The 21798-nt window shown below is 76.4% G+C and carries 24 protein-coding genes and 1 riboswitch; of the genes, 19 read left to right on the top strand and 5 right to left on the bottom strand.

The genetic code is table 11. The features are described 5' to 3' along the window. Positions 1-15: 15 nt before the first annotated feature. Complete coding sequence (locus ACFYPD_RS06875; RefSeq protein ID WP_387109829.1) at positions 16-150, bottom strand: hypothetical protein; 135 nt, start codon at positions 148-150, stop codon at positions 16-18. A 45-nt stretch (positions 151-195) separates the two neighbouring features. Continuing rightward, positions 196-325: riboswitch (cobalamin riboswitch) on the bottom strand. Positions 326-620: 295 nt separating this feature from the next. Between ACFYPD_RS06875 and ACFYPD_RS06870 the strand changes: the two genes are divergently transcribed. Continuing rightward, complete coding sequence (locus ACFYPD_RS06870; protein ID WP_387109828.1) at positions 621-1331, top strand: MBL fold metallo-hydrolase; 711 nt, start codon at positions 621-623, stop codon at positions 1329-1331. A gap of 12 nt (positions 1332-1343) precedes the next feature. On the opposite strand, the gene ACFYPD_RS06865 is transcribed toward ACFYPD_RS06870, so the two are convergent. Next, entirely contained in the window at positions 1344-1676 is a 333-nt protein-coding gene (locus tag ACFYPD_RS06865) for a hypothetical protein (RefSeq protein ID WP_387109826.1), read from the bottom strand. Positions 1677-1795: 119 nt separating this feature from the next. Beyond that, positions 1796-3013 (bottom strand): MFS transporter, encoded by a 1218-nt coding sequence (locus tag ACFYPD_RS06860; RefSeq protein WP_387109825.1) that lies wholly within the window; start codon positions 3011-3013, stop codon positions 1796-1798. Positions 3014-3157: 144 nt separating this feature from the next. On the opposite strand from ACFYPD_RS06860, the gene ACFYPD_RS06855 reads away from it, so the two are divergent. Further along, on the top strand, positions 3158-4147 hold the full coding sequence (locus tag ACFYPD_RS06855; protein WP_387109823.1) for a LacI family DNA-binding transcriptional regulator: 990 nt from the start codon (positions 3158-3160) through the stop codon (positions 4145-4147). Between the two features lie 115 nt (positions 4148-4262). Continuing rightward, positions 4263-4958: an alpha/beta hydrolase gene (locus ACFYPD_RS06850; RefSeq protein ID WP_387109821.1), complete on the top strand. Its 696-nt coding sequence runs from the start codon at positions 4263-4265 to the stop codon at positions 4956-4958. A 7-nt stretch (positions 4959-4965) separates the two neighbouring features. On the opposite strand, the gene ACFYPD_RS06845 is transcribed toward ACFYPD_RS06850, so the two are convergent. Further along, the gene (locus ACFYPD_RS06845; protein WP_387109819.1) at positions 4966-6090 is read right to left on the bottom strand and encodes an aromatic acid exporter family protein; all 1125 of its coding nucleotides are present in this window, start codon (positions 6088-6090) and stop codon (positions 4966-4968) included. A 117-nt stretch (positions 6091-6207) separates the two neighbouring features. Beyond that, complete coding sequence (locus ACFYPD_RS06840; RefSeq protein WP_387109818.1) at positions 6208-6831, bottom strand: TetR/AcrR family transcriptional regulator; 624 nt, start codon at positions 6829-6831, stop codon at positions 6208-6210. Positions 6832-6900: 69 nt separating this feature from the next. Here ACFYPD_RS06840 and ACFYPD_RS06835 point away from each other — a divergent pair, with 69 nt between their 5' ends. From ACFYPD_RS06835 to ACFYPD_RS06760, 16 genes are all read left to right on the top strand, one after another. Then, complete coding sequence (locus ACFYPD_RS06835) at positions 6901-8055, top strand: FAD-dependent monooxygenase (RefSeq protein ID WP_387109816.1); 1155 nt, start codon at positions 6901-6903, stop codon at positions 8053-8055. A 150-nt stretch (positions 8056-8205) separates the two neighbouring features. Further along, entirely contained in the window at positions 8206-8979 is a 774-nt protein-coding gene (locus tag ACFYPD_RS06830; RefSeq protein WP_387109814.1) for an LppM family (lipo)protein, read from the top strand. Between the two features lie 109 nt (positions 8980-9088). After that, a complete protein-coding gene (locus ACFYPD_RS06825) occupies positions 9089-9433 on the top strand; it encodes a hypothetical protein (RefSeq protein ID WP_387109812.1) in 345 nt (114 codons plus the stop codon). Between the two features lie 13 nt (positions 9434-9446). Next, positions 9447-10055, top strand: a complete 609-nt coding sequence (locus ACFYPD_RS06820) for a glycine zipper family protein (protein WP_387109810.1) — start codon at positions 9447-9449, stop codon at positions 10053-10055. Then, positions 10052-10732 carry a carboxypeptidase-like regulatory domain-containing protein gene (locus tag ACFYPD_RS06815; protein WP_387109808.1) on the top strand — a complete coding sequence of 227 codons (681 nt, stop codon included), beginning with the start codon at positions 10052-10054 and terminating at the stop codon, positions 10730-10732. Before ACFYPD_RS06820 ends, ACFYPD_RS06815 begins: the two co-directional genes overlap by 4 nt. A 17-nt stretch (positions 10733-10749) precedes the next feature. Then, a complete protein-coding gene (locus tag ACFYPD_RS06810; RefSeq protein WP_387109807.1) occupies positions 10750-11964 on the top strand; it encodes a phage tail sheath family protein in 1215 nt (404 codons plus the stop codon). A gap of 1 nt (position 11965) precedes the next feature. Next, positions 11966-12448: a phage tail protein gene (locus ACFYPD_RS06805; protein ID WP_357943239.1), complete on the top strand. Its 483-nt coding sequence runs from the start codon at positions 11966-11968 to the stop codon at positions 12446-12448. A 1108-nt stretch (positions 12449-13556) separates the two neighbouring features. Beyond that, the gene (locus ACFYPD_RS06800) at positions 13557-14036 is read left to right on the top strand and encodes a hypothetical protein (protein ID WP_387109805.1); all 480 of its coding nucleotides are present in this window, start codon (positions 13557-13559) and stop codon (positions 14034-14036) included. After that, positions 14036-14782, top strand: a complete 747-nt coding sequence (locus ACFYPD_RS06795; RefSeq protein WP_387109803.1) for a hypothetical protein — start codon at positions 14036-14038, stop codon at positions 14780-14782. Before ACFYPD_RS06800 ends, ACFYPD_RS06795 begins: the two co-directional genes overlap by 1 nt. Then, positions 14779-16350, top strand: a complete 1572-nt coding sequence (locus ACFYPD_RS06790; RefSeq protein ID WP_387109801.1) for a phage baseplate assembly protein V — start codon at positions 14779-14781, stop codon at positions 16348-16350. The genes ACFYPD_RS06795 and ACFYPD_RS06790 overlap by 4 nt, the downstream gene beginning before the upstream one ends. Then, positions 16350-16688, top strand: a complete 339-nt coding sequence (locus ACFYPD_RS06785; protein ID WP_151465563.1) for a hypothetical protein — start codon at positions 16350-16352, stop codon at positions 16686-16688. The genes ACFYPD_RS06790 and ACFYPD_RS06785 overlap by 1 nt, the downstream gene beginning before the upstream one ends. Continuing rightward, on the top strand, positions 16685-17122 hold the full coding sequence (locus ACFYPD_RS06780; protein WP_387109799.1) for a GPW/gp25 family protein: 438 nt from the start codon (positions 16685-16687) through the stop codon (positions 17120-17122). The genes ACFYPD_RS06785 and ACFYPD_RS06780 overlap by 4 nt, the downstream gene beginning before the upstream one ends. Then, on the top strand, positions 17119-19743 hold the full coding sequence (locus tag ACFYPD_RS06775; protein WP_387109798.1) for a putative baseplate assembly protein: 2625 nt from the start codon (positions 17119-17121) through the stop codon (positions 19741-19743). Before ACFYPD_RS06780 ends, ACFYPD_RS06775 begins: the two co-directional genes overlap by 4 nt. Beyond that, positions 19724-20380 (top strand): phage tail protein, encoded by a 657-nt coding sequence (locus ACFYPD_RS06770; protein ID WP_387109796.1) that lies wholly within the window; start codon positions 19724-19726, stop codon positions 20378-20380. Before ACFYPD_RS06775 ends, ACFYPD_RS06770 begins: the two co-directional genes overlap by 20 nt. Beyond that, on the top strand, positions 20377-21297 hold the full coding sequence (locus ACFYPD_RS06765) for a hypothetical protein (RefSeq protein ID WP_387109795.1): 921 nt from the start codon (positions 20377-20379) through the stop codon (positions 21295-21297). The genes ACFYPD_RS06770 and ACFYPD_RS06765 overlap by 4 nt, the downstream gene beginning before the upstream one ends. Next, positions 21294-21770, top strand: coding sequence for a hypothetical protein (locus tag ACFYPD_RS06760; protein WP_387109793.1), 477 nt, complete (start codon positions 21294-21296; stop codon positions 21768-21770). The genes ACFYPD_RS06765 and ACFYPD_RS06760 overlap by 4 nt, the downstream gene beginning before the upstream one ends. Positions 21771-21798: the final 28 nt, after the last annotated feature.

Below are 21798 nucleotides of genomic sequence, written 5' to 3'. Positions count from 1 at the left end.
AACCCGGCCGGGCGGTCAGCGGCGGACGGCGCGGGCCCGCCCGGCGCGCGGCACGGTGGCCTGCGGGGCGGCGGGGTGAGCGGTCAGCGGCGCGTCGGTGCGCGCCGGCCGGAAACGACGATCGTCGTCGATGGCGGAAATGCCGTGCATCGGGTCCTCCTCGGGTGTCCACGCCCTGGGGCTCTCCGACGGCCGAAGTATCCTGGCTCCCGGATCGACGCTCACCCCCGGCCTTCCAACCGCGCACGCACGGCCGTGACTCACGAGGGGGGATCGCTCCCCGGTGACAGTGGCGGGACCGCGCCGGAATCGCACCGGCTTCCTTCACTGCCGTCAGGCCGCGAATGCTGCCACAGCCGCCCGCCACGGGTCAACGCCGGGTCCCCGGCCCCGCGCCCGGCCGCCGGAATCCTCAGCCGTCGATGGGACTTCCTCACCTGCAATGACGCACGTCGATGGGAATGGCCGCATTCCGGCGACCGCTGGGGACCATTCCCGGCACGCTCCGATCCGCGCGCGGACGATCTCGTCGCCGCAGCCGGGGCGGCACGGAGCGGCAGCCGGCGGATAGCATCGCGGTCGACTGTGGATCTCGGCCACGGAGCGGGGAGGAATTGCCGGTGACGCTGCGACACCTCGCCGGTCGGGTCTGGTTGTTCCCCGGCGATCCCGACCCGCTCGCGGTCCGCCCGACCGTGGCGGTGGTCGCCGACGAGCGCGGAAGTGTGATCGTCGACGCGGGCCAGAGCCCCGCCCACGCCCGGGAGATCCGGGCCGCGCTGGCGGCGGCCGGGCTGCCGGAGCCGCGCTGGCTGGTCTACACCCACCACCACTGGGACCACGTCTGGGGCGCCTGCGCCTGGCCGGAGGTGGAAATCGTCGGGCACGAGTCGGGGGTGGCCCTGCTACGCGCCGAGGCCGCCCGGCCGTGGAGCCACCGCTACCTGCGCGAGCAGGTCCGTGAGAACCCGCGGCTCGGGCACAGCTTCCGCGCCCGGGCCCTGGCGGTCGACTCCTGGGACGGCTTCGCGGTGCTCCCGCCGACGCGCACCTTCGCCGACGGACTGACCCTGCCCACCGGCGTGGTGGTCCGACACGTGGGCGGCCGGCACGCGCCGGACTCCGCGGTGGTGCGGGCGCCGGACTCCGGGGTGCTGCTGCTCGGCGACTGCTGGTACCCGCCGCCCGCGCACCTGCGGACCCCCGAGGACGGGCCCGACCTGGCCCTCGCGGCGAGCCTGCTCGACGATGACCTCGCCTGGTACGTCTCGGCCCACGAGGAGCCGCTGCGGCTGGCCGAGGCGCGGGCCGCGCTGGCCGGCGCCGACTGAGTCACGCCGGGGTCAGCGGGCGCGCCGCTCCGGGTGGGCCCGGTTCCAGGCCCGCATCCGCTCCGGGTAGCCGGTGCGCGCGGCCTCGTAGAGCGGGACCGCGTGCTTCTGGGCGATCTTCCCGGCGGCCCGGGGCGAGCCGGTGCGGCGGCGGATCCACTCCCCGTCGTGGGCGACGGCCACCACGGTGGTGTCCGTGGCGGTGGTCTCCGGCTCCAGGTAGAACTCCACTCCGCGCCGGCTGGTCACGAACGCCTCCAGCGCGGCCAGGTCGTCCCGGTTCGCCTCCCGGTCGAGCTTCGTCGGGGTCGTCGGGTCGGCGGCCCGTCGGTTGAACCAGCCCATGCCCGCCTCCTCTCCTCGGCGTTCCCTCAGTGCAGCACCCGTACCTGGGAACGGGCTGCGAGCCGGGTGGGAGTCCGTTGAGCCGGTCGGCGGCCCGGCCGGCGGGCCGGGCCCGCCGGTCAGCGGGCCGGCGGGCGCAGGATCGGAACCAGGGCGAGGGTGGGCAGCAGGAGCAGCGGCACCAGGCCGAGGGCGTGGAGGATGCCCAGATGATCACCGAGGAAGCCGAGCAACGGCGGGCCGGCGAGGAAGGCGGTGTAGCCGATCATGGCGACCACGCTGACCCGCGTCGGCGCCCGGTCCTCGTCGTCGGCGGCAGCGCTCATCCCGACCGGGAAGCCGAGCGACGCCCCGATGCCCCACAGCGCCACGCCGGCCACGGCGAGCGGCCCGGAGCCGGCCAGCACGGCGCACGTGGCCCCGGTGGCGGCCAGCCCGATGGTGCCGAAGAGCACCGGCACCCGGCCCCACCGGTCGATCGCCACGGTGCCGGCGGTCCGGCCGAGGGTCATGCCGACCACGAAGACCCCGAAGACGGCGGCGCCGGCCGCCTCGCTCACCCCGTAACCGTCGACGAACGCCACCGCCAGCCAGTCGTTCGCGCTGCCCTCGGTGAACGCCATCACCAGCACGAACAGGCCGATGAGCAGGGTGCGCGGCTCCCGCCAGGTGGCCAGCAGCGCGCGCCGGTGGGTGGCCGGGTCGGCCGAGTCGGCCGTCTCGGCCGGGGCGGGCAGGAAGGCGCGGGCGCCGAGCAGCGTGCCGGCGAGGACCATCGCCGCGATCACGGGCAGGTGCCAGCCGACCGGTACGCCCAGCCGGGCCGCCCCGGCGCCCAACCCGGCTCCGGCGACCGAGCCGAGACTCCAGGCGGCGTGGAACCGGGGCATGATCGTCCGGCCGAGCCGCTTCTCCACGGCCGCGCCCTCGACGTTCATCGCCACGTCGCAGGTGCCGGAGCCGTATCCCACGGCGAAGAGCCCGACCACGACGCCCACCAGCGAGCCGGCCAGGCTGGCGGAGAGGCCGGCGACCGTCAGGCCGAGCGCGACGAGCACGGTCGAGCCGGCCACGGTGCGGGCCGGGCCGAGCCGCAGGGTGACCAGCCCGGCGGTGGACATGGCCGCCAGCGCGCCGGCCGACATGGCCAGCAGCAGCAGGCCGAGCCGCCCGGCGCTGAGCCCGAGCGTTTCACGGATGGCGGGCACGCGGGCGAACCAGGTGGCCACCGCCAGCCCGTTCAGGGCGAACACGACCGCCACGCCGTTGCGGGCGGCCAGGACCGCCCGCGGGGTCGCGGCGCCGGCGTCGGCCGGTGCGTCGATGGTGCTGCTCACCGTGGTGTCGTCCTCTCAACCAGGTTCGTCCGACGACCATCGCACACCTGAGAGCGCTACCACCACAAACGCTCCCACCCCTTACCCCGGCGGCCCCGACCGGGCATGATGCCGACAGAACGGCCAGCACGGGGAGGACCAGACATGGAGACGCCGACCACCCGCCCGGTGACTCTCGACGACGTGGCCCGCGCGGCCGGGGTCTCCCGGGCGACCGCGTCCCGGGTGCTCGGCGGCTACGGGTTCGCCTCGGTGGACGCCCGGGAGCGGGTGAGCGCCGCCGCCGACCGGCTCGGCTACGTGCCGAACACCACGGCCCGCGCGCTCGTCCGGGGCGCCGGGGTACGCCTCGTCGTGGCGGTCTCCGGCACCGACGCCACCGTGCTGGACGACCCGTACGTGGACCGGCTGGTCAGCGCGGCGGCCCGGCTGTGCGCCCCGCACGGGGTCGGCGTCGCCCTGGAGTGGCTGCCGCTGGGCGCCCCGGCCGGGCTGCGCCGGCTGGGCGACGACCGGAGCGTCTGCGGGGTGCTGCTGGTCAACACCACCGCGCCGGTGCTCGACGCGGTGCCCGCCGGGCTGCGCGGGCGGGTCGTCTCGATCGGCACGGGCTCGCCGGCCGTCCCTTCCTTCGACGTGGACAACGCCGGGGGCGCCGACGCCGTGCTGCGGCACCTGCACGCCGGCGGGCGCCGCCGGATCGCCATGGTCACCGGCCCGCGCTGGCTGAGCTGCGCCGAGCGGTCGGTGGCCGCGTACCAGCGGCTGATGCGCGCGGCCGGGCTGCCCGTGCGGCTGGTCGACGGCGACTTTACCGCCGCGCGGGGCGGCCGGGCCGCGCTGGAGGCGCTGATCCGCTGGCCGGACACCGACGCGATCTACGCGGCCAGCGACGCCACCGCGCTGGGCGCGATCGCCGCGCTGCGCGGGCGCGGCCTCGGGGTGCCGCACGACGTGGCGGTGGCCGGGTTCGACGACATCCCGTACGCGGCGGTGAGCAGCCCGGCGCTGACCACGGCCACCCACCCGGTGGCCCGGATCGCCACCGCGGCGGCGACCGCGGTGCTCGACGGCCGCCCCGTGCCGCCGGTGACCGCGTTCCCCTCGACGCTGGTGGCGCGGGAGAGCGCCTGAGAGCCGCGCGGTGGAGCACCGCGGGCAGCCCGCGGTCGAACCGCCGGCAGCCGCGCGGTTGAGCCGCCGGCAGCCGGGTATCCGCCGCCCGACCCGACCGACGACAGGGGGCGAGGTGACCGAACCCGCGCCGCCGCACCGGCAGCCCGAGGAGGGGTACCGGCACGGCCGGCTGACCGCCCGCCCCACCACCGTGGCCGCGCCCGGGCCGACGGGGCCGGCCGAGGTCCCCGACCCGGCCGGCGGGCCGCCCACGCTGCGCCACGTGCCGACCGGCGGCGCGGGACCGTACCGGCTGGTGCTGCTGCTGCACGGCGCGGGCGGCTCGGCCCGGCAGGGCCTCGACCTGCTGCTGCCGCTGGCCGACGCGCACCGGCTGCTGCTGCTCGCCCCGCAGGCCGTCGCCAGCACCTGGGACCTGATCGCCGAGGGATACGGCCCGGACGTGGCCCGAATCGACGCGCTGCTGGCCGCGACGCTCCGCGCGTACCCGGTGGCCGGGGTGACCGTGGGCGGCTTCTCCGACGGGGCCTCGTACGCCCTCTCCCTGGGCCTGACCAACGGCGACCTGGTCGACGCGGTGGTGGCCTTCTCACCCGGCTTCGCCGCGCCGCTGGTCACCCACGGCCGGCCCCGGCTGTTCGTCTCGCACGGCACCGACGACCGGGTGCTGCCGGTCGACGTGTGCAGCCGGCGGCTGGTGCCCCGCCTGCACACCCTCGGCTACCCGGCCGAGTACGCGGAGTTCGCCGGCGGGCACGAGGTGCCGGCGGAGATCCGGCGGCGGGCGGTGGACTGGCTGGTGGGGTGAGCCGGGGTCAGTGCCCCGGCCCGGTGACCGCCGCGTCGACCCGGGCGAGCACGGTCGCGTCATCGTCGCCGCGGACGCCACGCAGCAGGTCGATCGCGGTGGCCCGGACCTGCCCGATGATCATGGCGAGCGGCAGCGTCTCGCCGGGGGTGAACAGCCGACCGGCGGCCCGGACGGCCTCCAGCGCGGCCACATCCACCCGCTCGGCGTGGGCGTCGGCGACCCCGTCCTGCCCGGTCAGGTCGGCGGCGAGCGCGTCGCCGGCCGCGCGCACCGCCTCGGCGAGGGTCCGCACGGCGCCGCCCAGCTCGGCCGGGACCGGCGCCGGGCCGCGGGTCAGGGTGACCGCGGCGCGGGCCAGCACCCGGACGTTGCGGACCGCGTAGTCGATCTGCCGGATGGACCCCTCCACCGAGCGCAGCCGGCCCAGGTGCCGGCGGCGGCGCACGTTGAGCCGCAGCGCCTCACCGGCGGCCAGCACGGCGCCGCGCAGCCGCTCCACGCCGGCGTCGGCGTGCCGGGCCCGCTCCAGCGCGGCCAGCGCCGCCGCGTCGTCGCCCCGGTCGAGCGCGTCGGCGATCTCGTCGAGCACCCCGGCCAGCTCGGCGAAGGTGTGCCGGAACTCGCTGACCAGCGGGGCGAGCGGCCGGCGGGCGTCGATGAGCTGGCTGGCCACCACGGCCACCGCGCCGCCGATCAGCGCGTCGACGAACCGGAACGGGACCAGCGACTCGGTCGGCGGGGAGACCACCACCAGGTAGAGCGCGGAGACCGCGGCCTGCACCACGGTGACCGAGCTGGCGCCGATCGCCACGGCCATGGCGACGGTGAGCAGGATGACGGTGAGCACCGTCCAGGTGGTCCCCGGGCCGAGCGCCTGCACCACCAGGTCGGCGACCAGCACGCCGGCCGCGACGCCGAGCACCACCTCGACGGCCCGGCGCATCCGCTGGCCACGGGCCTGGCCGAGCACGATCAGCGCGGCGGCCGGGGCGAAGAACGGCTGCGGGTGGCCGACCAGCCGGGTGGCGAGGATCCACGCGACGGTGGCCGCCAGGGTGGCCTCCACCACCGGCAGCCAGCCACGCCGCAGCCGCCCGGCCGCCTCCCGGACCCCGCTCCACCCCGCCATGGCCCACCTTCCGTCGCGCTCGCCCACCCATCCTGCGACCTGGCGCGCCGATCGGCAGCGGCGGGCACCACCCCGAACCGGGGGCGGCGGTCACGGGCCGGGGGCGGACCGGCCGGTTCAGGCTCCGGTGAACGCCCTCAGCAGGGTACGCACCCCGGTCCGGAGGTCCTCCCGGCTGGCCGGGGTGCCGGGCGGCGGCGCACTGAGCGCCCCGGCGCCGACCAGGCGGTCGAAGAGCAGCCCGTCGACGAACGCGACGAACTGGTCGCCCTGCCGGCGCGGGTCCGGCGCGCCGGCGCGGGCCAGCAGGTCCCGGGCCTGGACGCGGAGCACGGTGCCGTGGTCCAGGATCCGGCGCAGCTCGGGCCGGTGCACCGCCTCCAGCAGGCAGGCGTACCGGGCGAGGGTGCGGGTGCGTCCGGTGGTCAGCCAGCGGTCGAGCACCTCGGCCACCCCGGCGGCGAGCTGGTCGAGCCCGTCCGGCCCGAGCGCCGGGGCGGCGCGGGGCGGCTCGGTGGGCAGCTCGTGCGCCGCCAGGTCGGCCCGGTCGAGGTCGGCCAGGCGCTGGACCACGGCCTCGATCAGCGCCTGCCGGGTCCGCAGGTACGCGGAGGTGGTGCCGGGCGGCACCCCGGCCCGCGCGTCGACGGCGCGGTGGGTCAGTCCCCGCATGCCGCCCTCGGCCAGCAGCTCCACCGCCGCGTCGGCCAGCCGGGCCAGCCGGGCCGCCCGTCCACTCACTGTCGTCCCTCCTCACCGATGTTCTACGGATGTAGTATGGCTTTCTACAGGCGTAGAAAGGTGGTCGACATGGGCGAGCCGCACGCGATCGTGGTCGGCGCCGGCATCGGCGGGCTCGCCGCGGCGCTGGCCCTGCACCGCCGACGCTGGCGGGTCACCGTGCTGGAACGCGCCGCCGAGCCGCGCGAACTGGGCACCGGCCTGACCCTGATGGCGAACGCGTTGCGCGGGCTGGACGCGCTCGGTGTGGGCGACGCGGTCCGCCGGCAGGGCGTGCCGGACTCGCCGGGCGGGCTGCGGACCAGCGACGGCCGGTGGCTGTCCCGGATCGAGGGGGCCGCGCTGGAACGGGCGCTCGGCACCGCCGCGCTCGGGATCCACCGGACCGCGCTGCACCGGCTGCTCCGCGCCGCCCTGCCGGCCTCGACACTGGTCACCGGGGCCGACGTGGTCGACATCGACGCCGACCTGCCCGCGGTGACGTACCGGCGGAACGGCACGCCGGCGACGCTGCGGGCGGACCTGGTGGTCGGGGCCGACGGGCTGCACAGCGTGCTGCGCCGGCGGCTCTGGCCGGACCTGCCAGCCCCGGCATACTCCGGCTCGACGGCCTGGCGGGCGGCGATCCGCTGGACCGCACCGGTGGCGACGGCCGTCACCTGGGGGCCGGGCCGGGAGTTCGGCACCGTCCCGCTCGGCGACGGCCGGCTCTACTGGTACGCGGCGGAGACGGCGCCGCAGGGCGGGCACGAGCCGGACGAGCTGGCGGCCGTCCGGGACCGCTTCGGCGGCTGGCACGAGCCGATACCCGCGCTGCTGGCGGCCACGCCGCCCGAGGCGGTGCTCCGGACCGACCTGTTCCACCTGGCCACCCCGCTGCCCTCGTACGTGCGGGGCCGGGTGGCCCTGCTCGGCGACGCGGCGCACGCGATGACGCCGCACCTGGGGCAGGGCGCGGGGCAGGCGATCGAGGACGCCGTGGTGCTCGGCGCCGTCTGTGCCCGCGGACCGGGCGACCTGGCCGGCGCGCTGGCCGGGTACGACCGGCAGCGGCGACCCCGCAGCCAGGCCGTCGCCCGGGCCTCCGCCCGCGCCGCGCGGTACGGCCAGCAGCTGCGCCACCCCGCGGCGGTCGCCCTGCGCGACGGCATGCTCCGGCTGACCCCGTCAAGGGCGGCGCTGCGCGGCGTCGCCCGGTACGCCGACTGGCAGCCGCCGGCCTGAGCGAAATTGCGCGGCGCACAATCCTCCAGAATATCGACCGCACGCGTTTTTCGGGTCGGCCGAATGGGAGAGCGGGCCGGTAAGATCGGCGACAGGCCTGTGACTGATCGCTGACTGCTGGACGTGACGGCGATCACACACACTGTGCCCATGAATACGAGACTCCGCCGCAGCAGGGCATTCCGCCTCGCGGTGTGTCTCGCCCTGGTGGCGGCACTGAGCGGCTGCATGCAGCTCAACCTGGGACTGACCGTGGACTCCGACGACACGGTCACCGGCCAACTCCTGGTCACCGCCGACAGGGCCCTGCTCGAGGGGCAGAACCCGGACGTCCATACCGCCTTCGTCGACATGCGACGGCAGCTGCCCACTCTTCCCGCCGGCAACGAGAGCCGCTACGAGGGCGCCAAGTTCTACGGCGTGCAGGTCACCTATCGCAAGAAGCCATTGTCACAGTTCACCAGCGACAGCGTGAAACTGATCCGCATCGGCGACCGCTATCGCTTCTCATTTCCGCTGAACCCGGAAAGTTACGCCGGGAAAATACCCGAACAAGATCGGGAAACGGTTCGGGCGTACATCACGTTGATGTCGATCGAGATATCGGTGACCTTTCCCGGCCGGGTGCTCAGCGCGAACGGCACGATCATCGGCCGCTCGGTCAGCTGGAAGATCGCCAGCAACCAGGTCAAGCCAGCCGAACTGGTCGCCGAGGCGGAAGCGCCGCCACGACCCTCGGTCACCAGCGCGGTGCCGGCCGCCGGCGGCGGGTTCCCCTGGCTGCTGGTCGTCGGCGGGGTGGTCGTGCTGCTGCTGGTCGCCGTGGTCGTCGTCCTCCTGCTCCGCCGCCCACGCGGCCCGGTCGCCGCCGCTCCGGCCGCTCCCACCCCCGCGCCCACTCCCCCGGCCGACCGGCCGGCCTGAGCCGGCGCGGCGCCGCCACCCGGGCGGTACCCCGGAAACCGCACCAGCCGGGGCCGCCGCACCACCCCACCCCGACCGCACCACCGCACGATCGAAGAGGGGGATCGCCGTGAACGATCTCTTCACCTGGGCCGCCCTGGGCAGCCTCACCGGCGCCAGCGCCGCCACCCTGCTCGCCAGCAACGTCATCGGCGGCCTGATCGGCCCGAGCGGCGACAAGGCACGCAAGTGGATCGCCCTGGGCTTCGCGCTCCTCCTGTCGTACCTGACCGCCGCCTTCGCCGACGACGCGGGTTCCGAGAAGTGGATCATCGCGTTCTTCAACGGGCTGGTCATCTTCTCCGCCGCCCTCGGCATCAACCAGCTGCCGCCCGGCAACCGGCAGGCGACGAACGCGTCGCCGACCCAGCTCGCGCAGAACCGCGAGCCCCGCTACATCCGCTCCTGGGTCTGAGAGAGGTGACCCCATGGTCCTCGGCATCATCAGCGCCGCCGTCCACATCGTCCTCGGCGCCGTGCTCGGCGGGGCGGCCGGCGGCCCCATCGGCCTGCTGATCGGCGCGGTCGTCGGGCTGCTCGTCGGCGCCCCGTTCGGCTGGGCGGTCGCCTCGGCCGGCACCTACGGCGCCGACCCGAAGGGCATCTTCCTCTTCGTGGTCGACCACACCTGGAGCCTGCTCAACACCGTCGCGGGCGCGCTCTACCTTACCCTGCACCTGGTCTTCGGGCACCAGCTCGACCGGGTGGTCTCGCAGGGCAGCGGGCGGGTCAACGTGGTCGAGGGCGTCTCGCCCCGCTACGCCACCACCATCGGCACCGTCTGCGCCGGCTCCAGCCCCGGCATCCAGCGGCACGAGGACGTGCACGTCCTCCAGGCGCGGCTGCTCGGCCCGCTCTACCTGCCGCTGGTCGCGCTCAACTACGTGCTGTTCACCATCGCCCCGGTGTGGCTGCTCTGGCACGACCACAGCACCGCGCCGATCAACCGGTTCACCCGCTACTTCGAGATCGGCGTCTACCCGCACGTCTGGAACGAGGCCATCGCGTACCGGATCCAGGGGACGCCGCCGCGATGACCGGCGCGATCGAGGCGGCCGTCGCGGACCTCGCGGCCTGGCTGACCGGGGCGGCGGGTGACCCCGTCCCGGTCGGCCCGCCCCGCGACGACCCCGACGGCGGCCTCACCGTCTGGCCGCTGGAGCTGCGGCCGGCCCGGCAGACCGCGGGCAGCGGCGGGGCGCGCGAGCCGTACCGGTTCGTGGTCCGGCTGCTGGTCAGCGGCGGCGGGCCGGCGGCGCTGCCGGCGCTGGACCGGGTGCTGGCCGCCGCCACCGCGGCCGGCCAGCCCGAGGTGGTGCTGGCCACCGGGGACCCGGCGCTCTGGCGGGCCCTCGGCGTGCCGCCCCGGCCCGCGCTGCTGCTCGACGTGCCGGCGCGGATCGACCGGCCGGCGCCGAACGCGCCACCGGTGCGGCAGCCGCTGCGGCTGCGGCAGCTCGACATGCGCACCCTCGACGGCCGGGTGGTCGGGCCGGAACGGCAGCCGCTCGCCGCGATGCGGGTCGAGCTGGTCGGCACCGCCCAGGCCACCGAGACCGACGCCGCCGGCCGGTTCCGGCTGGTCGGCGTCCCGCACGACCCCGACGCCCCGGACCGGCCGGTGCGGATCCGGCTGGTCGGCCGGGGCCGCACCCACACCGCCGAGCTGGACCCCGCCGACGGAGACCACGTCGTCGTCTGCGCCCCCGACTGACTCCTCAAGGAGGACCGATGCCCACCTACTTCTCCCCCGGCATCTACGTCGAGGAGGTGCCCAGCGGCGCCCGCCCGATCGGCCCGGTCGGCATGAGCACCGCCGCCTTCGTCGGGGTCACGCCGAACCGCACCGCCCACGTCGACCAGGCCCTCGCGGTCAACAGCTGGTCGGAGTTCCTCCGGCTCTACGCCGACGGCGAGCACCTGGAGAGCACGCCCCTGGCCCGCGCGGTCTTCGGCTTCCTCGACAACGGCGGCACCCGCTGCTGGGTGGTCAACGTCGGCGAGGGCGGCCAGCTCACCGGCACCGGCGGGCGGCGCAGCGGCCTGCAACTGCTGGAGGCCATCGACGAGATCTCCATCCTGGCCGCGCCCGGCTACCACGACCCGGTCTCGCACGAGGCGCTGATCAGCATGGCCGAGCGACTGCGCACCATGGTCGCCATCTGCGACCCGCCGCCCGAGGTCGCCGACATCTCCCGGCTCACCCGGGTCGCCACGCCCGGCAAGTCGTCCGGCAAGCCCGCCGAGGGTACGCCGAAGCCGGACGACGACGCGCCCGGCGGCGACCGGCCCCGGCAGTCGGACTTCGCCACCTACTACTTCCCCTGGATCCGCGTCCGCGACCCGCTCAGCGGGGAGTTGGTGCTCACCCCGCCGAGCGGGCACGTGGCCGGCATCTGGGCCCGCACCGACGCGCTGCGCGGCGTGCACAAGGCGCCGGCCAACGAGCCGGTGCGCGGCGCGGTCGACCTGGCGTACCGGGTCACCCGCCCGGAGCACGACGTGCTCAATCCCAAGGGTGTCAACGTGATCCGCTTCTTCTCCGGCGAGGGCATCCGGCTCTGGGGCGCCCGTACGCTCGCCGCCGAGGCCAGCGAGTGGCGCTATCTGAACGTGCGGCGGCTTTCCATCTCCATCGAGCTGGCCATCGCCAACGGCACCCGGTGGATGGTGTTCGAGCCGAACGACTACACCCTGTGGCGCTCGATCCGGCGGGACATCGGCGCGTTCCTCACCCGGGTGTGGCGGGACGGCGCACTGCTCGGCCGCACACCCGAGGAGGCGTTCTTCGTCAAGTGCGACGAGGAGACCAACCCGACCGACGTGCGCGACGCCGGGATGGTGGTGGCCCACATCGGCATCGCGGTGGTCAAGCCCGCGGAGTTCGTGGTGTTCAAGCTGAGCCAGTGGGCCGGCGGCACCGAGACCGAGACGATCGGAGGCTGACATGCCCACCACGGCCACCCCGCAGCCGGGCGCGCCCGTCGACCCCTACCGGGCGTACCACTTCAAGCTGCTCATCAACGGCATCACCAACGGGCACTTCACCGAGGTCAGCGGCTTCGAGGTGGCCATACCGTCGCTGGCGTACCGGGAGGCCGGCAACGAGCGGATCCGGGCGGTCCCCGGCCAGGTCGAGTACGCCCCGGTCACCCTCCACTTCGGCCTGACGGCGTCGCGCGAGCTGTGGGACTGGGTGAACGCGGCGGCGAAGGGCACGGTGAGCCGGCGCAACGTCTCGGTGGTGCTGCTCGACCCGGCCGGCACCGCCGAGGTGCTGCGCTGGAACATGATCAACGCGTGGCCCACCCGGTGGCGGGGCGCACACCTGAACACCCTGTCCCAGGAGATCGCCATCGAGGCGCTGACCCTGGCGTACGAGGGGCTGGAACTGGAGTCCGGCAGTGCCGCCGCCCCGACGACCGCGTGACCGGCTGGCCCGCCTGCTCCGGGCCACCGCCGATCGCCTCGCCACCCCGCCCACCGCGCCGCCCCCGCGCGGCCGGCCTCCCGAGGAGCCGGCACCGCGCCGCCCCGGCGAACCCCCCGAGCACTGGCTCCGCCTGGTCGCCGCCCACGCCCCCGGCCTCCTCCACGACCTCCCCGCCACCGCTCTCCCTGTTGATCAAGAGGTTTGCGTCGGGTCCGACGCCTCCGCCGACGCAAACTTCTTGATCGACGAGGAGGGGGCGGCGGGACGCGGCGGGGTTCAGGGCGGTGGCGGCGCGCGGTGGTTGCCACTGCGGCCGGCGGTTCCGGGAGCGTTCGGGCGGGGCGGTGGGGCGGCCGGGTTCTCCCGGTGGGGGGCCGGTGCGGGATCGGGGGGCGTTCCCGGGTGGCGCTGGGGCTTCCGTCGGAGGGGCGACGCCGGTCGAACCGGGGCGGCCGGCTCGGGCGGGCGTGCGGGCTCCGGCAGGTCCGATGCCGGCTCGCCCTGGTTTCCGTTCAACTCGGGTGACGGGGCCGGCGGGGACGCACCGTCGGCGGGCGACGGGATCGCAGGGCGGGCAGCGTTGGCTGACGGGACCGCCTGGCGGGCACCCTCTTCGGCGGGCGGGATCGGGGGGCGGGCGCCTTTCCCGGGCGACGACGCACTCCGGCACGGATCCACGCCGCGCGACGAGGCAGGCCGACGCCGGCCGCTCGACATCGGGTGGGGACCGGGCGCGCGCGAGTCAGCAGCCTGTGGATCCCTCCCCGGCATGCCCGGTGCCTCGTCGGCCGACGATCCCCGCCGTGGTGGGTCGCGGAGCGATGCCCTCGCCTCACGCCAGGCCGCGACGGCGCAGTGGTCGCCCGGTGACGCCGGCGTGTCACCGGGATCGCCGCCCGGCCGGAACGGCGCTCTCGCCAGATCGTCGCCCGGCCAGGACGGCGCCGCACAGGGATCGCCGCCCGACACCCTGCCGGGGTCGCCGGCCGGCCGGGCCGGCGCCCTGGCGGGACCGTCGGCCGGCGCGCCAGGAACGCGCGGCGCGCGCCCCGGCAGCGGCCCGCCGGGGTGGGGCGCCGTCGCGGGCGGCGCAGCCGAGGCGGGAATGGTCGGCCGCCCCGCGCGGGTCTCCCCGGCTTCCGACGTCGGCGCGGCCACGTCCGCCGTCCCGCTCGCCGACGCGCCCCCGGGCCGGGTCCGGCCCGGGCTGCCGGCCGACGCACCGGAACTGGGCCTCGCCCGCGCGGCGACGGCCCGTGCCGCGGACCTTCGGGTGCACCTGTGGTCGCGGGGACGACAGCAGACGCACCTGGTCGCACCCGCACGCCCGGGCGGGAACGGCAGGGAGGGGTGGCCGGCACCGGACCGTCCGGATTGGAGCTACGCGGCGGCCGGGCCGTGGCCGACGCTGCCGGCGGAGGCCTGCGAGCAGGCCGGGGCCGGGGCCCGCGACGGGGCCACCGGCGGGCCGCGGCGGGATCCGTGGCCGGCGCTGCCCGACGACGGGGAGCTGTGGGCGCCGGCGGTCACGGCACGCGACGCCGACCGGCTGGCCCGGCTCGACCGGGAACAGGCGGGTGACTGATGGAACGGGTCGCCTTCCTCGTGGACGAGTCCGGCACCCGGGTGGACTGCCTGCTCAATCCGGAGACCGTGCAGGTGACCCGGCTGGCCGGCGTACGCCCCCGCGGTGCGCCGGACGGCCAGCTCACCGGGGCCGGCCTCGCCGACGACCCCCTCGTCTTCACCGGCGGCGGGCGAACGGAACTGGTGCTGGACCTGCTCTTCGACACCGACTTCGTGGAGTCCCCGGCACGCCCCGAGGACGTCCGCGCGCTCACCCGTCCGCTGTGGATGCTGGCGGAGAACTCCGCCACCGAGCACGGCTGGCTGCGCCCCCCGCTGGTCCGGCTGGTCTGGGGCAAGACCTGGAACGTGCCGGGCGTCATCGTGGCGATCGCGGAGCGCTTCGACGCGTTCACCCTGACCGGCACCCCGCGCCGCTCCTGGCTGCGGCTCAAGCTGGTCCGGGTGGCCGAGACCGCCGAGGCAGCGCAGGCGGGCTTCGAGGAGGAACTGGCCGCCGCGAGCACACCGACGGTGCCGCCCGGGTCGGCGGTGGTCGCCGCCGCGGACGGGGCGGCCGAGCCCGGCTGGTCCGGGGTCCGCTTCGACCTGCTCGCCCACGACGCGCTCGGCTCGCCGCTGCGCTGGCGCCTGCTGGCCGAGCACAACCGGATCAGCGACCCGTTGACGGTGCCGGCCGGCACCGCCCTGGCCGTGCCCGCCACCGCCGCCGACGGCCCCGTCGGGACCGGAGGTGCGCCGTGATCCGGGCCGCCGCCGTCACGATCGACGGCATCCCACTGGCCGACCCCCGCCGGCTGCGCGGCGTCCGCGTCGCCGCCCGCCTGGACCAGCCGACGCAGTGCGAGCTCACGCTGGCCACCGCCCCGGGCGCCGCCGCCCTCGACCCCCCGGTACGCCCCGGCGCCGCCGTCGACCTGCGGCTGGACGGCCAGCCCGACGCCCTGTTCACCGGCGAGGTGACCGGCGTCGAGGTGGAGTACGCCGGTGACGGCGCGGCGCTGCTGCGGATCCGGGCGTACGACCCGCTGCACCGGCTGCGCAAGCGGCAGGAGCTGCGGGTGTTCGAGTCGGTGACCGCAGTCGAGCTGGCCGGGGCGCTCTGCGCCGACCTGGGGCTGACCGTCGACGCCGACACCGACGGGCCGCGCCTGGACCGGCTGCTCCAGCACCGGCACACCGACCTGGAGCTGCTCCGCGAGGTGGCCGGCCGGGCCGGCCTGCACCTGACCGTGGAGGGCGACCGGCTGCGCCTGCTGACCCTCGACGGCCACGGCGACCCGGTCCCGCTCACCCTCGGCGGGAACGTGCACGCGCTGCGGATCGCGGAGAACCTGGACCGGGCGGGCGGCGGGTGCGCCGCGCTGGGCTGGCACCCGCAGCGCGCCGAGCCGCTGCGCCAGGAGGCCGGCGAGGCCCGCTCCGGGCGGCGCATCCCGCTGCGCCCGGACCCGGGCGGGGTGGGCGCGGACGGGGTGCGTACGGCCGTCGACCAGCCCGGCCGCAGCGACGACGAGCTGGCCGCCCTGGCCCAGGCCGGGCTGGACGCCCGGGTCGCGGCGCTGGTCACGGCCGAGGGCACGGCCGAGGGTGACCCGGCGCTGCGCCCCGGCCGGCGGATCGCCCTGGCCGGCGTCCCCGAGCCGGTCGCCGGCGTGTACGTGCTCACCGAGGTGGTGCACACGCTCGACGCGAACGGGCACCTGACCCGCTTCTCCACCGTCCCGCCCGGGCCGCCACCGGCCGCCGCCCCCGTCGCGGCGACGGTCACCCTCGGCACGGTCACCGACGTGGACGACCCGGACGGGCTGGGCCGGGCCCGGGTGACCCTGCCCGCGTACGGGGACCTGGACGCCGGCTGGCTCGCGGTGCTCTGCCCGGGCGCGGGCCGGGGCAAGGGCATCGTGGCGCTGCCCGACCCGGAGGACACCGTGCTCGTGGCGCTGCCCGGCGGCGAGCCCGCCTCGGGCGTGGTGCTCGGGTCGCTGTTCGGCGCGGTCGAGCCGTACGACGCGGGGATCGTGTCCGGGCGGTCCCGGCGCTGGTCGATGCGGACCGGCACCGGGCAGTCGATCGTCATCGACGACGACGGGCGCACCCTGCGCCTGGCCACCGACGGCGGCAGCTTCGTCGAGCTGCGCCCCGAGCTGACCACCGTGCACGCGGCCGGCGACCTGGTGCTGTCCGCGCCGGGCCGGGCCATGGTGGTGCGCGCCCGCACCGTCGACTTCCTGCAGGCGGAGGCGGCCGAGGACGCCGAGACCGCCGCCGCCCAGGCCCGTACCCTCGCCCGCGCCCACGGAGGTGGCTGATGCGCTGGATCCACCGCGACTCGCTGATCACCTGCGACCACGACGGCCGGGTGGCCAACCGCCCCTCGCAGCGGTGGGTGACGGTGCGGGGCGTGCCGGTGCTGGTCGAGGCCGACCCGGAGGGGCGGGACATCACGGCCTGCCCGAACTACGGCCCGACCATCAAGCCCTGCGCGAAGACGCTGAAGGTGACCGTCGGCTACAGCGCCTGGCTGCGGGTGGACGGCCACCGTGTGGTGCTGTCGAACCTGGACGGGCTGACCGACGGCACCCCGCCCGGGCTGGTCCATCACACCGTCCGCGACCCGCGGCAGACCTTCCTGGGGGCGGACGCATGAGGGCCTTCCGCTTCGTCGGCGCCGGCATCGACGCGGGTCGCACCGGCGGTCTCGCGCTGACCGCCGCCGGCGGCCTGGCCATGACCGAGGGCGACGAGACCGTACGCCAGGCGCTGTTCCTGCTGCTGTCCACCACGCCGGGCGAGCGGCTGATGCGCCCCGGGTACGGGTCCCGGCTGCACCGGCTGGTCTTCGCGCCCAACGACGACACCACGGCGGGCCTGGCCATCCACTACGTGCGGCAGGCGATCCGGCGCTGGGAGCCGCGGGTCGAGGTGCTCGACGTGGACGCCGGGCCGGACCCGGACGACCCGTGGCGGCTGGTGATCCGGCTCGACTACCGGGTGCGGGCCAGCCTGACCCCCGGCCAGCTGGTCTTCTCCGTCGACCTGCTGCCCGTCGACGACGAGACCGGCGAGGAGGGTCCCGCATGACACTGCCGGTGCCACACCTGGACGACCGCGCCTTCCTCGATCTGGTCACCGAGGCGCGGGAACGGATCCGCCGGTCCTGCCCGGACTGGACGGACCTCTCCGCGCACGACCCGGGGATGGCGTTGCTGGAGGCGTTCGCCTACCTCACCGAGGTGATGATCTACCGGTTGAACCAGTTGCCGGAGAAGGCGTACGTGGCCTTCCTCAACCTGCTCGGGGTGACCCGGCACCCGCCGGCCGCCGCCTGGGCGGACGTCCGCTTCACCCGCACCGGCGCGGACCGGGGCGCGGTCCGCGTCCCGGCCGGCACCCGCGTCGCCGCCGCCCGTGGCGCCGACCCCCGGCCAGTCGTCTTCGTGACCACCGAGCCGGCCGTGCTGCCCGCCGGTGAGACCGAGGTGACGGTACGCGTGCACCACTGCGAGCCGGTCGAGGCGGAGCTGCTGGGCACCGGCACCGGGCAGGCCGGGCAGGTGTTCCGGGCGGCCCGGGCGCCGCTGGCCCGGACGACCGAGGCACTGGACCTGCTGCTCGGGGTGGAGGTGCCCACCGGGTCGGTGGAGCTGGGCGCGGCCGCCCGGGAGCACGAGGGCCGCACGTACGAGATCTGGCGGCCGGTGGACAGCTTCGCCGGCGTGGGCCCGCAGGCCACGGTCTACCTGGTCGACCGGGCCTCCGGGGTGGTCACCTTCGCCCCCGCGCTGGACCTGCGGCCGGCGGACGGGGCCGGGCCGGGTGTCGAGGGGGCGCCCGGCCCGGCCGCGGTGGCGGCGGTGCCGCCGGCCGGGCGGCAGATCCGGCTCTGGTACCGGTGCGGCGGCGGGCCGGCCGGGAACGTGGCCGCCGGGACGCTGACCAGCCTGCGCGACCCGCTGCCCGGGCTGAAGGTGGACAACCCGGCGCCGGCCGCCGGTGGCCGGGACCTGGAGTCGATGGAGTCGGCCCTGGCGCGCGGCCCGTACGAGTTCTTCGCCCAGCAGCGCGCGGTGACCGCCCGGGACTACGAGATCCTGGCCGCCGGTTCCGGTGCGGTGGCCCGGGCCCGGGCGTTCACCCGGGCCGCGGTCTACAGCTTCGCCCGGCCGGGCGAGGTCGAGGTGGTGCTGGTGCCGTACGTGCCGGAGCAGGCCCGCCCGGGCGGCCGGCTGCCGGTGGCGGTGCTGCGGGAGCACGAGGTCGAGGAGGCCCGCCGCCGGGTGGAGGCCGACCTGGAGCGGCGCCGGGCGCTCGGCACGGCGGTGCGGGCCGGCTGGGCGCGCTACAAGGCGGTCTCCATCCGGGCCCGGGTGGTGGTCCGCCGCGAGGAGGACGTGGACGCGGTCCGGCGGCGCATCCACGACCGGCTGCACCAGACGCTCAGCCCGCTGCCCACGCCGCTCAACCCGGCCGGCTGGGCGTTCGGCGAGCCGCTGCGGGCCTCCAACGTGTACCGGATGCTGGAGCACGCCGAGCCGGGCGTGCGCTACGTCGAGTCGGTCCGGTTCGTGGTCGACGAGGCGCCGGACGCCCAGGTGCGGACCGTGGCCGTCGACCAGTACCAGCCGGGCACCTGGTACGCCGGGCGCGGCCCGGTGCTGTTCCGCTCCACCGACGCCGGGGCGGGCTGGGAACCGGCCGGCCGGTTCGACGGCGAGAGCGTGGTCCGGGTGGTACCCGCTCCCGCCCCGGTCCGCCCCGGGGTGGTGCCCCGGGCCGGTTCGGTGGCCGTGGTGACCGCGCGCGACACCGGCGGCTCCCGGGTCCGGTTGAGCACCGACCTGGGCGAGAACTGGACGCTGCTGACCGACCTGGACTCCGGCGTGCGGGACCTGGCCTGGATCGACCGGGACGGCGCCGGGGCGCTGCTGCTGGCCACCGACGCCGGCCTGTACGAGGTGTCGCTGCTGCCCGGGGCGGTGCCGTTGCAGATCCTGGTCGACCCGGCCGACGCCGACCGCGGCTTCTACGCGGTCCGGTCGTTCGTCTCCGAGCGCGGCGCGCCCGGGGTGGCGGTGGCCGCGCAGGCCGGCTTCGGGGTCTACCTGTCCACCGCGGCCGGCCGCCCCGGCACCTTCGCGCACGTCGGCCTGGCCAACGTGGACAACCGGGTCCTCGCCGTGCAGTACGACGGCCCGGCCACCCTGCTGTGGAGTGGCGCCGGCGAGCCGGACCCGAAGAAGCCCGGGCAGGGCTGCCACCGCACCCGGCTGTTCGAGTCCGACGTGAAGTGGCAGTCGGTGGCGAGCGGCTGGATCGGCGGCACCTGCCGGGACCTGGCGTTCAGCGGCACGCTGGCGCTGGCCGCCACGCAGAGCGGCGGGGTGGTCCGGTTGGACACCCTGGCGGCGCAGCCGCAGTGGCAGCCGGTGATGGTCAACTGCGGGCTGCCGCTGCGCGACCGGACCCGGTTCGTCCCGGTCGACGCCATCGCCGCCACCGCGCCCTCCGCCGCCGGTGGCGCCGCCCGACTGGTCCTGGCCGGCGGCGAGCGCGGCGTGTACCGCAGCGGCGACGCGGAGGACTGGACGGCGAGCGCCAACCAGGCCACGGCCGACGTGGTCACCGTTCCCGGCACCTGGCTGCTCTGCTCCGGCGAGCACGACATCGAGGTGGTGCGGCAGGATGCGCAAAGCGGCGATTGAGCGGCTGCTGCCGGCCGCGTACCAGCGGGCCGCCGGCCCGGGCAGCGTGCTGGGCGCGCTGCTGGACGTGATGGAGGCGCTGCACGCCCCGGACGAGGCGGTGCTCGCCGACGTCGACGCGCTGTTCGCGCCGTACCGGACGCCGGACGGGTTCGTGGCGTACCTGACCCGGTGGGTGGCGATGGACCACGTGGTCGCCGCGCCCCGGGCGGACGCGCCGCTGCCGCTGCCGGTGGGGCGGCTGCGGGACCTGGTCGCGCACGGCGCGCTGCTGGCCCGGTGGCGGGGCACCCCGTACGGGATGCGCACCGCGCTGGAGCTGGCCACCGGGGTGACCGGGTTCGTGCTGGAGGAGCCGGCCGACCGGCCGTTCCACGTGGTGGTCCGGGTGCCGCCGGCCGCCGCCGACCGGCTCGCCCTGGTCACCCGCATCGTCGAGGCGGAGAAGCCTGCCGCGGTCACCGTCGAGGTCACCACCGACCCGGCCCCTGACCCCGCCGCCGACCCGGAGTCGCCCGCCCCCGACGCCGACGGACCGGAGGGCACGGCCACCGGTGTGGCGTCCGTCCCCGCCGTCGGCCGGGCCCGCGTGCCGTCCCCCGCACCCCATGACCAGCCGTCAGAGGAGCCGTCATGACCACCGAATGGGCCGTCGTCGCCGCCGCCGAGCAGTTCACCGTGGACGCCCGCAACTGCGGCGAGCTGACCTTCACCGTCTCCAACCCGGGCGAGGCGCCGGACACCGTGGTCTTCGACGTCGCCCCCGGCGAGGGCAGCCAGCGCGGCTGGTTCACCGTGGCCGAGCCGCAGCGGGTGGTGCCCGGGCAGGGCTCGGTGTCGTTCCTGGTCCGCCTCGCCGTGCCGCCCGGCACCCCGCCCCGGCGCTACGACATGACCGGGTTCGCGTACTCGGCGAACACCGCGCCCGAGGAGAGTTCCCGGTCCAGCGGCCGGGTGACGTACGACGTGCGGGCGGTCGTACCCCCGAAGCGCGCGCCGTGGCCGTGGCTCGCGGCCGCGGCGGCGCTGCTGCTGGTGGTGACCGGGGTGGTGGTCTGGCTGGTGACCCGCGGCGGGGACCCGCCGCCCCCGCCGCGGGCCCAGGTGGTCACCGTGGAGGCGGAGAGCCTGGTTCCCGGCGCGACGGTGCAGTCGACCACCGCGGCGGCGGCCCAGGTGGTGTCCCAGCCGAACTGCTGCGAGGTGGTCTGGTCCGGGGACGCCCAACTCTTCTTCCAGGGCCGGGCCGTGGGTGACCGGGTGACCGTCCCGGTGGACCTGCCCGCCGACGGCACCTGGCGCCTCTCCACCGTGCGCACCACCTCCTTCGACTACGCGAACACCATCTGGCTGGTGGACGGCCGGCAGGTCGGCGACACCTTCTTCGGCTTCACCCCGACGGTGGTGCGCACCGACTTCGTCGACGTGGGCACCGTGGAGCTGGCCCGGGGCCCGCACAAGCTGACCCTGGTGGCGGTGAGCCGGACGCAGGGCACCGACCGGTACTTCGCCGGGGTCGACCAGATCCGGTTCACCCAACTCCTGCAGCCGTGAGCGGGCGGCAGAAGGTGCTGCTGGCGGCCCTCGCCGGGCTGCTCGTGGTGCTCTACGTGGTGGCGGTGGGCGGCGGCCGGCACGACCGGGGCGACCCGGCCGCCGGGCCCGGCTGGCTGGCCCGGTTCGGCGGCGACACCGGCAGGGTGGACCCGGCGACGGTGACCGTGGCGTGCGTGCCGCCCGCCCCCGCGCCGAGCGCCTCCACCGAGGGCGTGGTGGTCGGCTTCGGCATCGCCTGCCGGCTGCGAGTCGCGGACCCGGGGGGCCTGCGCACCCTGGTGCTGCGCAGCGCGGCGCCGTTCGTGGTGAGCGCCCCCGCGCCGGGCGACGCCGACGTCACGGTCACCGACGAGGTGACGCCCGGCGACGACGGCACGGCGGTGGCGACGGTGGCGGTGGACGGGGAGACCGAGGTCGCCCTGCGGTGCCCGGGAGGTGGCGGATGCGTGGTCACCGTCGCCCGGTCCTGACCGGACCCGGGCCGGGCCGGCCGACGTC

This window comes from Micromonospora sp. NPDC005299 (assembly GCF_042872345.1).
GTDB lineage: Bacteria > Actinomycetota > Actinomycetes > Mycobacteriales > Micromonosporaceae > Micromonospora.
Note: the sequence above shows the minus strand (reverse complement) of the source record. Positions and strands in the feature narration are given on the sequence as shown.

Excerpts from the sequence above, each read along its gene's own strand:
- ACFYPD_RS06875 (WP_387109829.1), bottom strand. The coding sequence starts at position 150 with ATGCACGGCATTTCCGCCATCGACGACGATCGTCGTTTCCGGCCGGCG.
- ACFYPD_RS06865 (WP_387109826.1), bottom strand. The coding sequence starts at position 1,676 with ATGGGCTGGTTCAACCGACGGGCCGCCGACCCGACGACCCCGACGAAG.
- ACFYPD_RS06855 (WP_387109823.1), top strand. The coding sequence starts at position 3,158 with ATGGAGACGCCGACCACCCGCCCGGTGACTCTCGACGACGTGGCCCGC.
- ACFYPD_RS06845 (WP_387109819.1), bottom strand. The coding sequence starts at position 6,090 with ATGGCGGGGTGGAGCGGGGTCCGGGAGGCGGCCGGGCGGCTGCGGCGT.
- ACFYPD_RS06835 (WP_387109816.1), top strand. The coding sequence starts at position 6,901 with ATGGGCGAGCCGCACGCGATCGTGGTCGGCGCCGGCATCGGCGGGCTC.
- ACFYPD_RS06830 (WP_387109814.1), top strand. The coding sequence starts at position 8,206 with ATGAATACGAGACTCCGCCGCAGCAGGGCATTCCGCCTCGCGGTGTGT.
- ACFYPD_RS06820 (WP_387109810.1), top strand. The coding sequence starts at position 9,447 with ATGGTCCTCGGCATCATCAGCGCCGCCGTCCACATCGTCCTCGGCGCC.
- ACFYPD_RS06815 (WP_387109808.1), top strand. The coding sequence starts at position 10,052 with ATGACCGGCGCGATCGAGGCGGCCGTCGCGGACCTCGCGGCCTGGCTG.
- ACFYPD_RS06810 (WP_387109807.1), top strand. The coding sequence starts at position 10,750 with ATGCCCACCTACTTCTCCCCCGGCATCTACGTCGAGGAGGTGCCCAGC.
- ACFYPD_RS06805 (WP_357943239.1), top strand. The coding sequence starts at position 11,966 with ATGCCCACCACGGCCACCCCGCAGCCGGGCGCGCCCGTCGACCCCTAC.
- ACFYPD_RS06800 (WP_387109805.1), top strand. The coding sequence starts at position 13,557 with ATGGTCGGCCGCCCCGCGCGGGTCTCCCCGGCTTCCGACGTCGGCGCG.
- ACFYPD_RS06795 (WP_387109803.1), top strand. The coding sequence starts at position 14,036 with ATGGAACGGGTCGCCTTCCTCGTGGACGAGTCCGGCACCCGGGTGGAC.
- ACFYPD_RS06785 (WP_151465563.1), top strand. The coding sequence starts at position 16,350 with ATGCGCTGGATCCACCGCGACTCGCTGATCACCTGCGACCACGACGGC.
- ACFYPD_RS06780 (WP_387109799.1), top strand. The coding sequence starts at position 16,685 with ATGAGGGCCTTCCGCTTCGTCGGCGCCGGCATCGACGCGGGTCGCACC.
- ACFYPD_RS06775 (WP_387109798.1), top strand. The coding sequence starts at position 17,119 with ATGACACTGCCGGTGCCACACCTGGACGACCGCGCCTTCCTCGATCTG.
- ACFYPD_RS06770 (WP_387109796.1), top strand. The coding sequence starts at position 19,724 with ATGCGCAAAGCGGCGATTGAGCGGCTGCTGCCGGCCGCGTACCAGCGG.
- ACFYPD_RS06765 (WP_387109795.1), top strand. The coding sequence starts at position 20,377 with ATGACCACCGAATGGGCCGTCGTCGCCGCCGCCGAGCAGTTCACCGTG.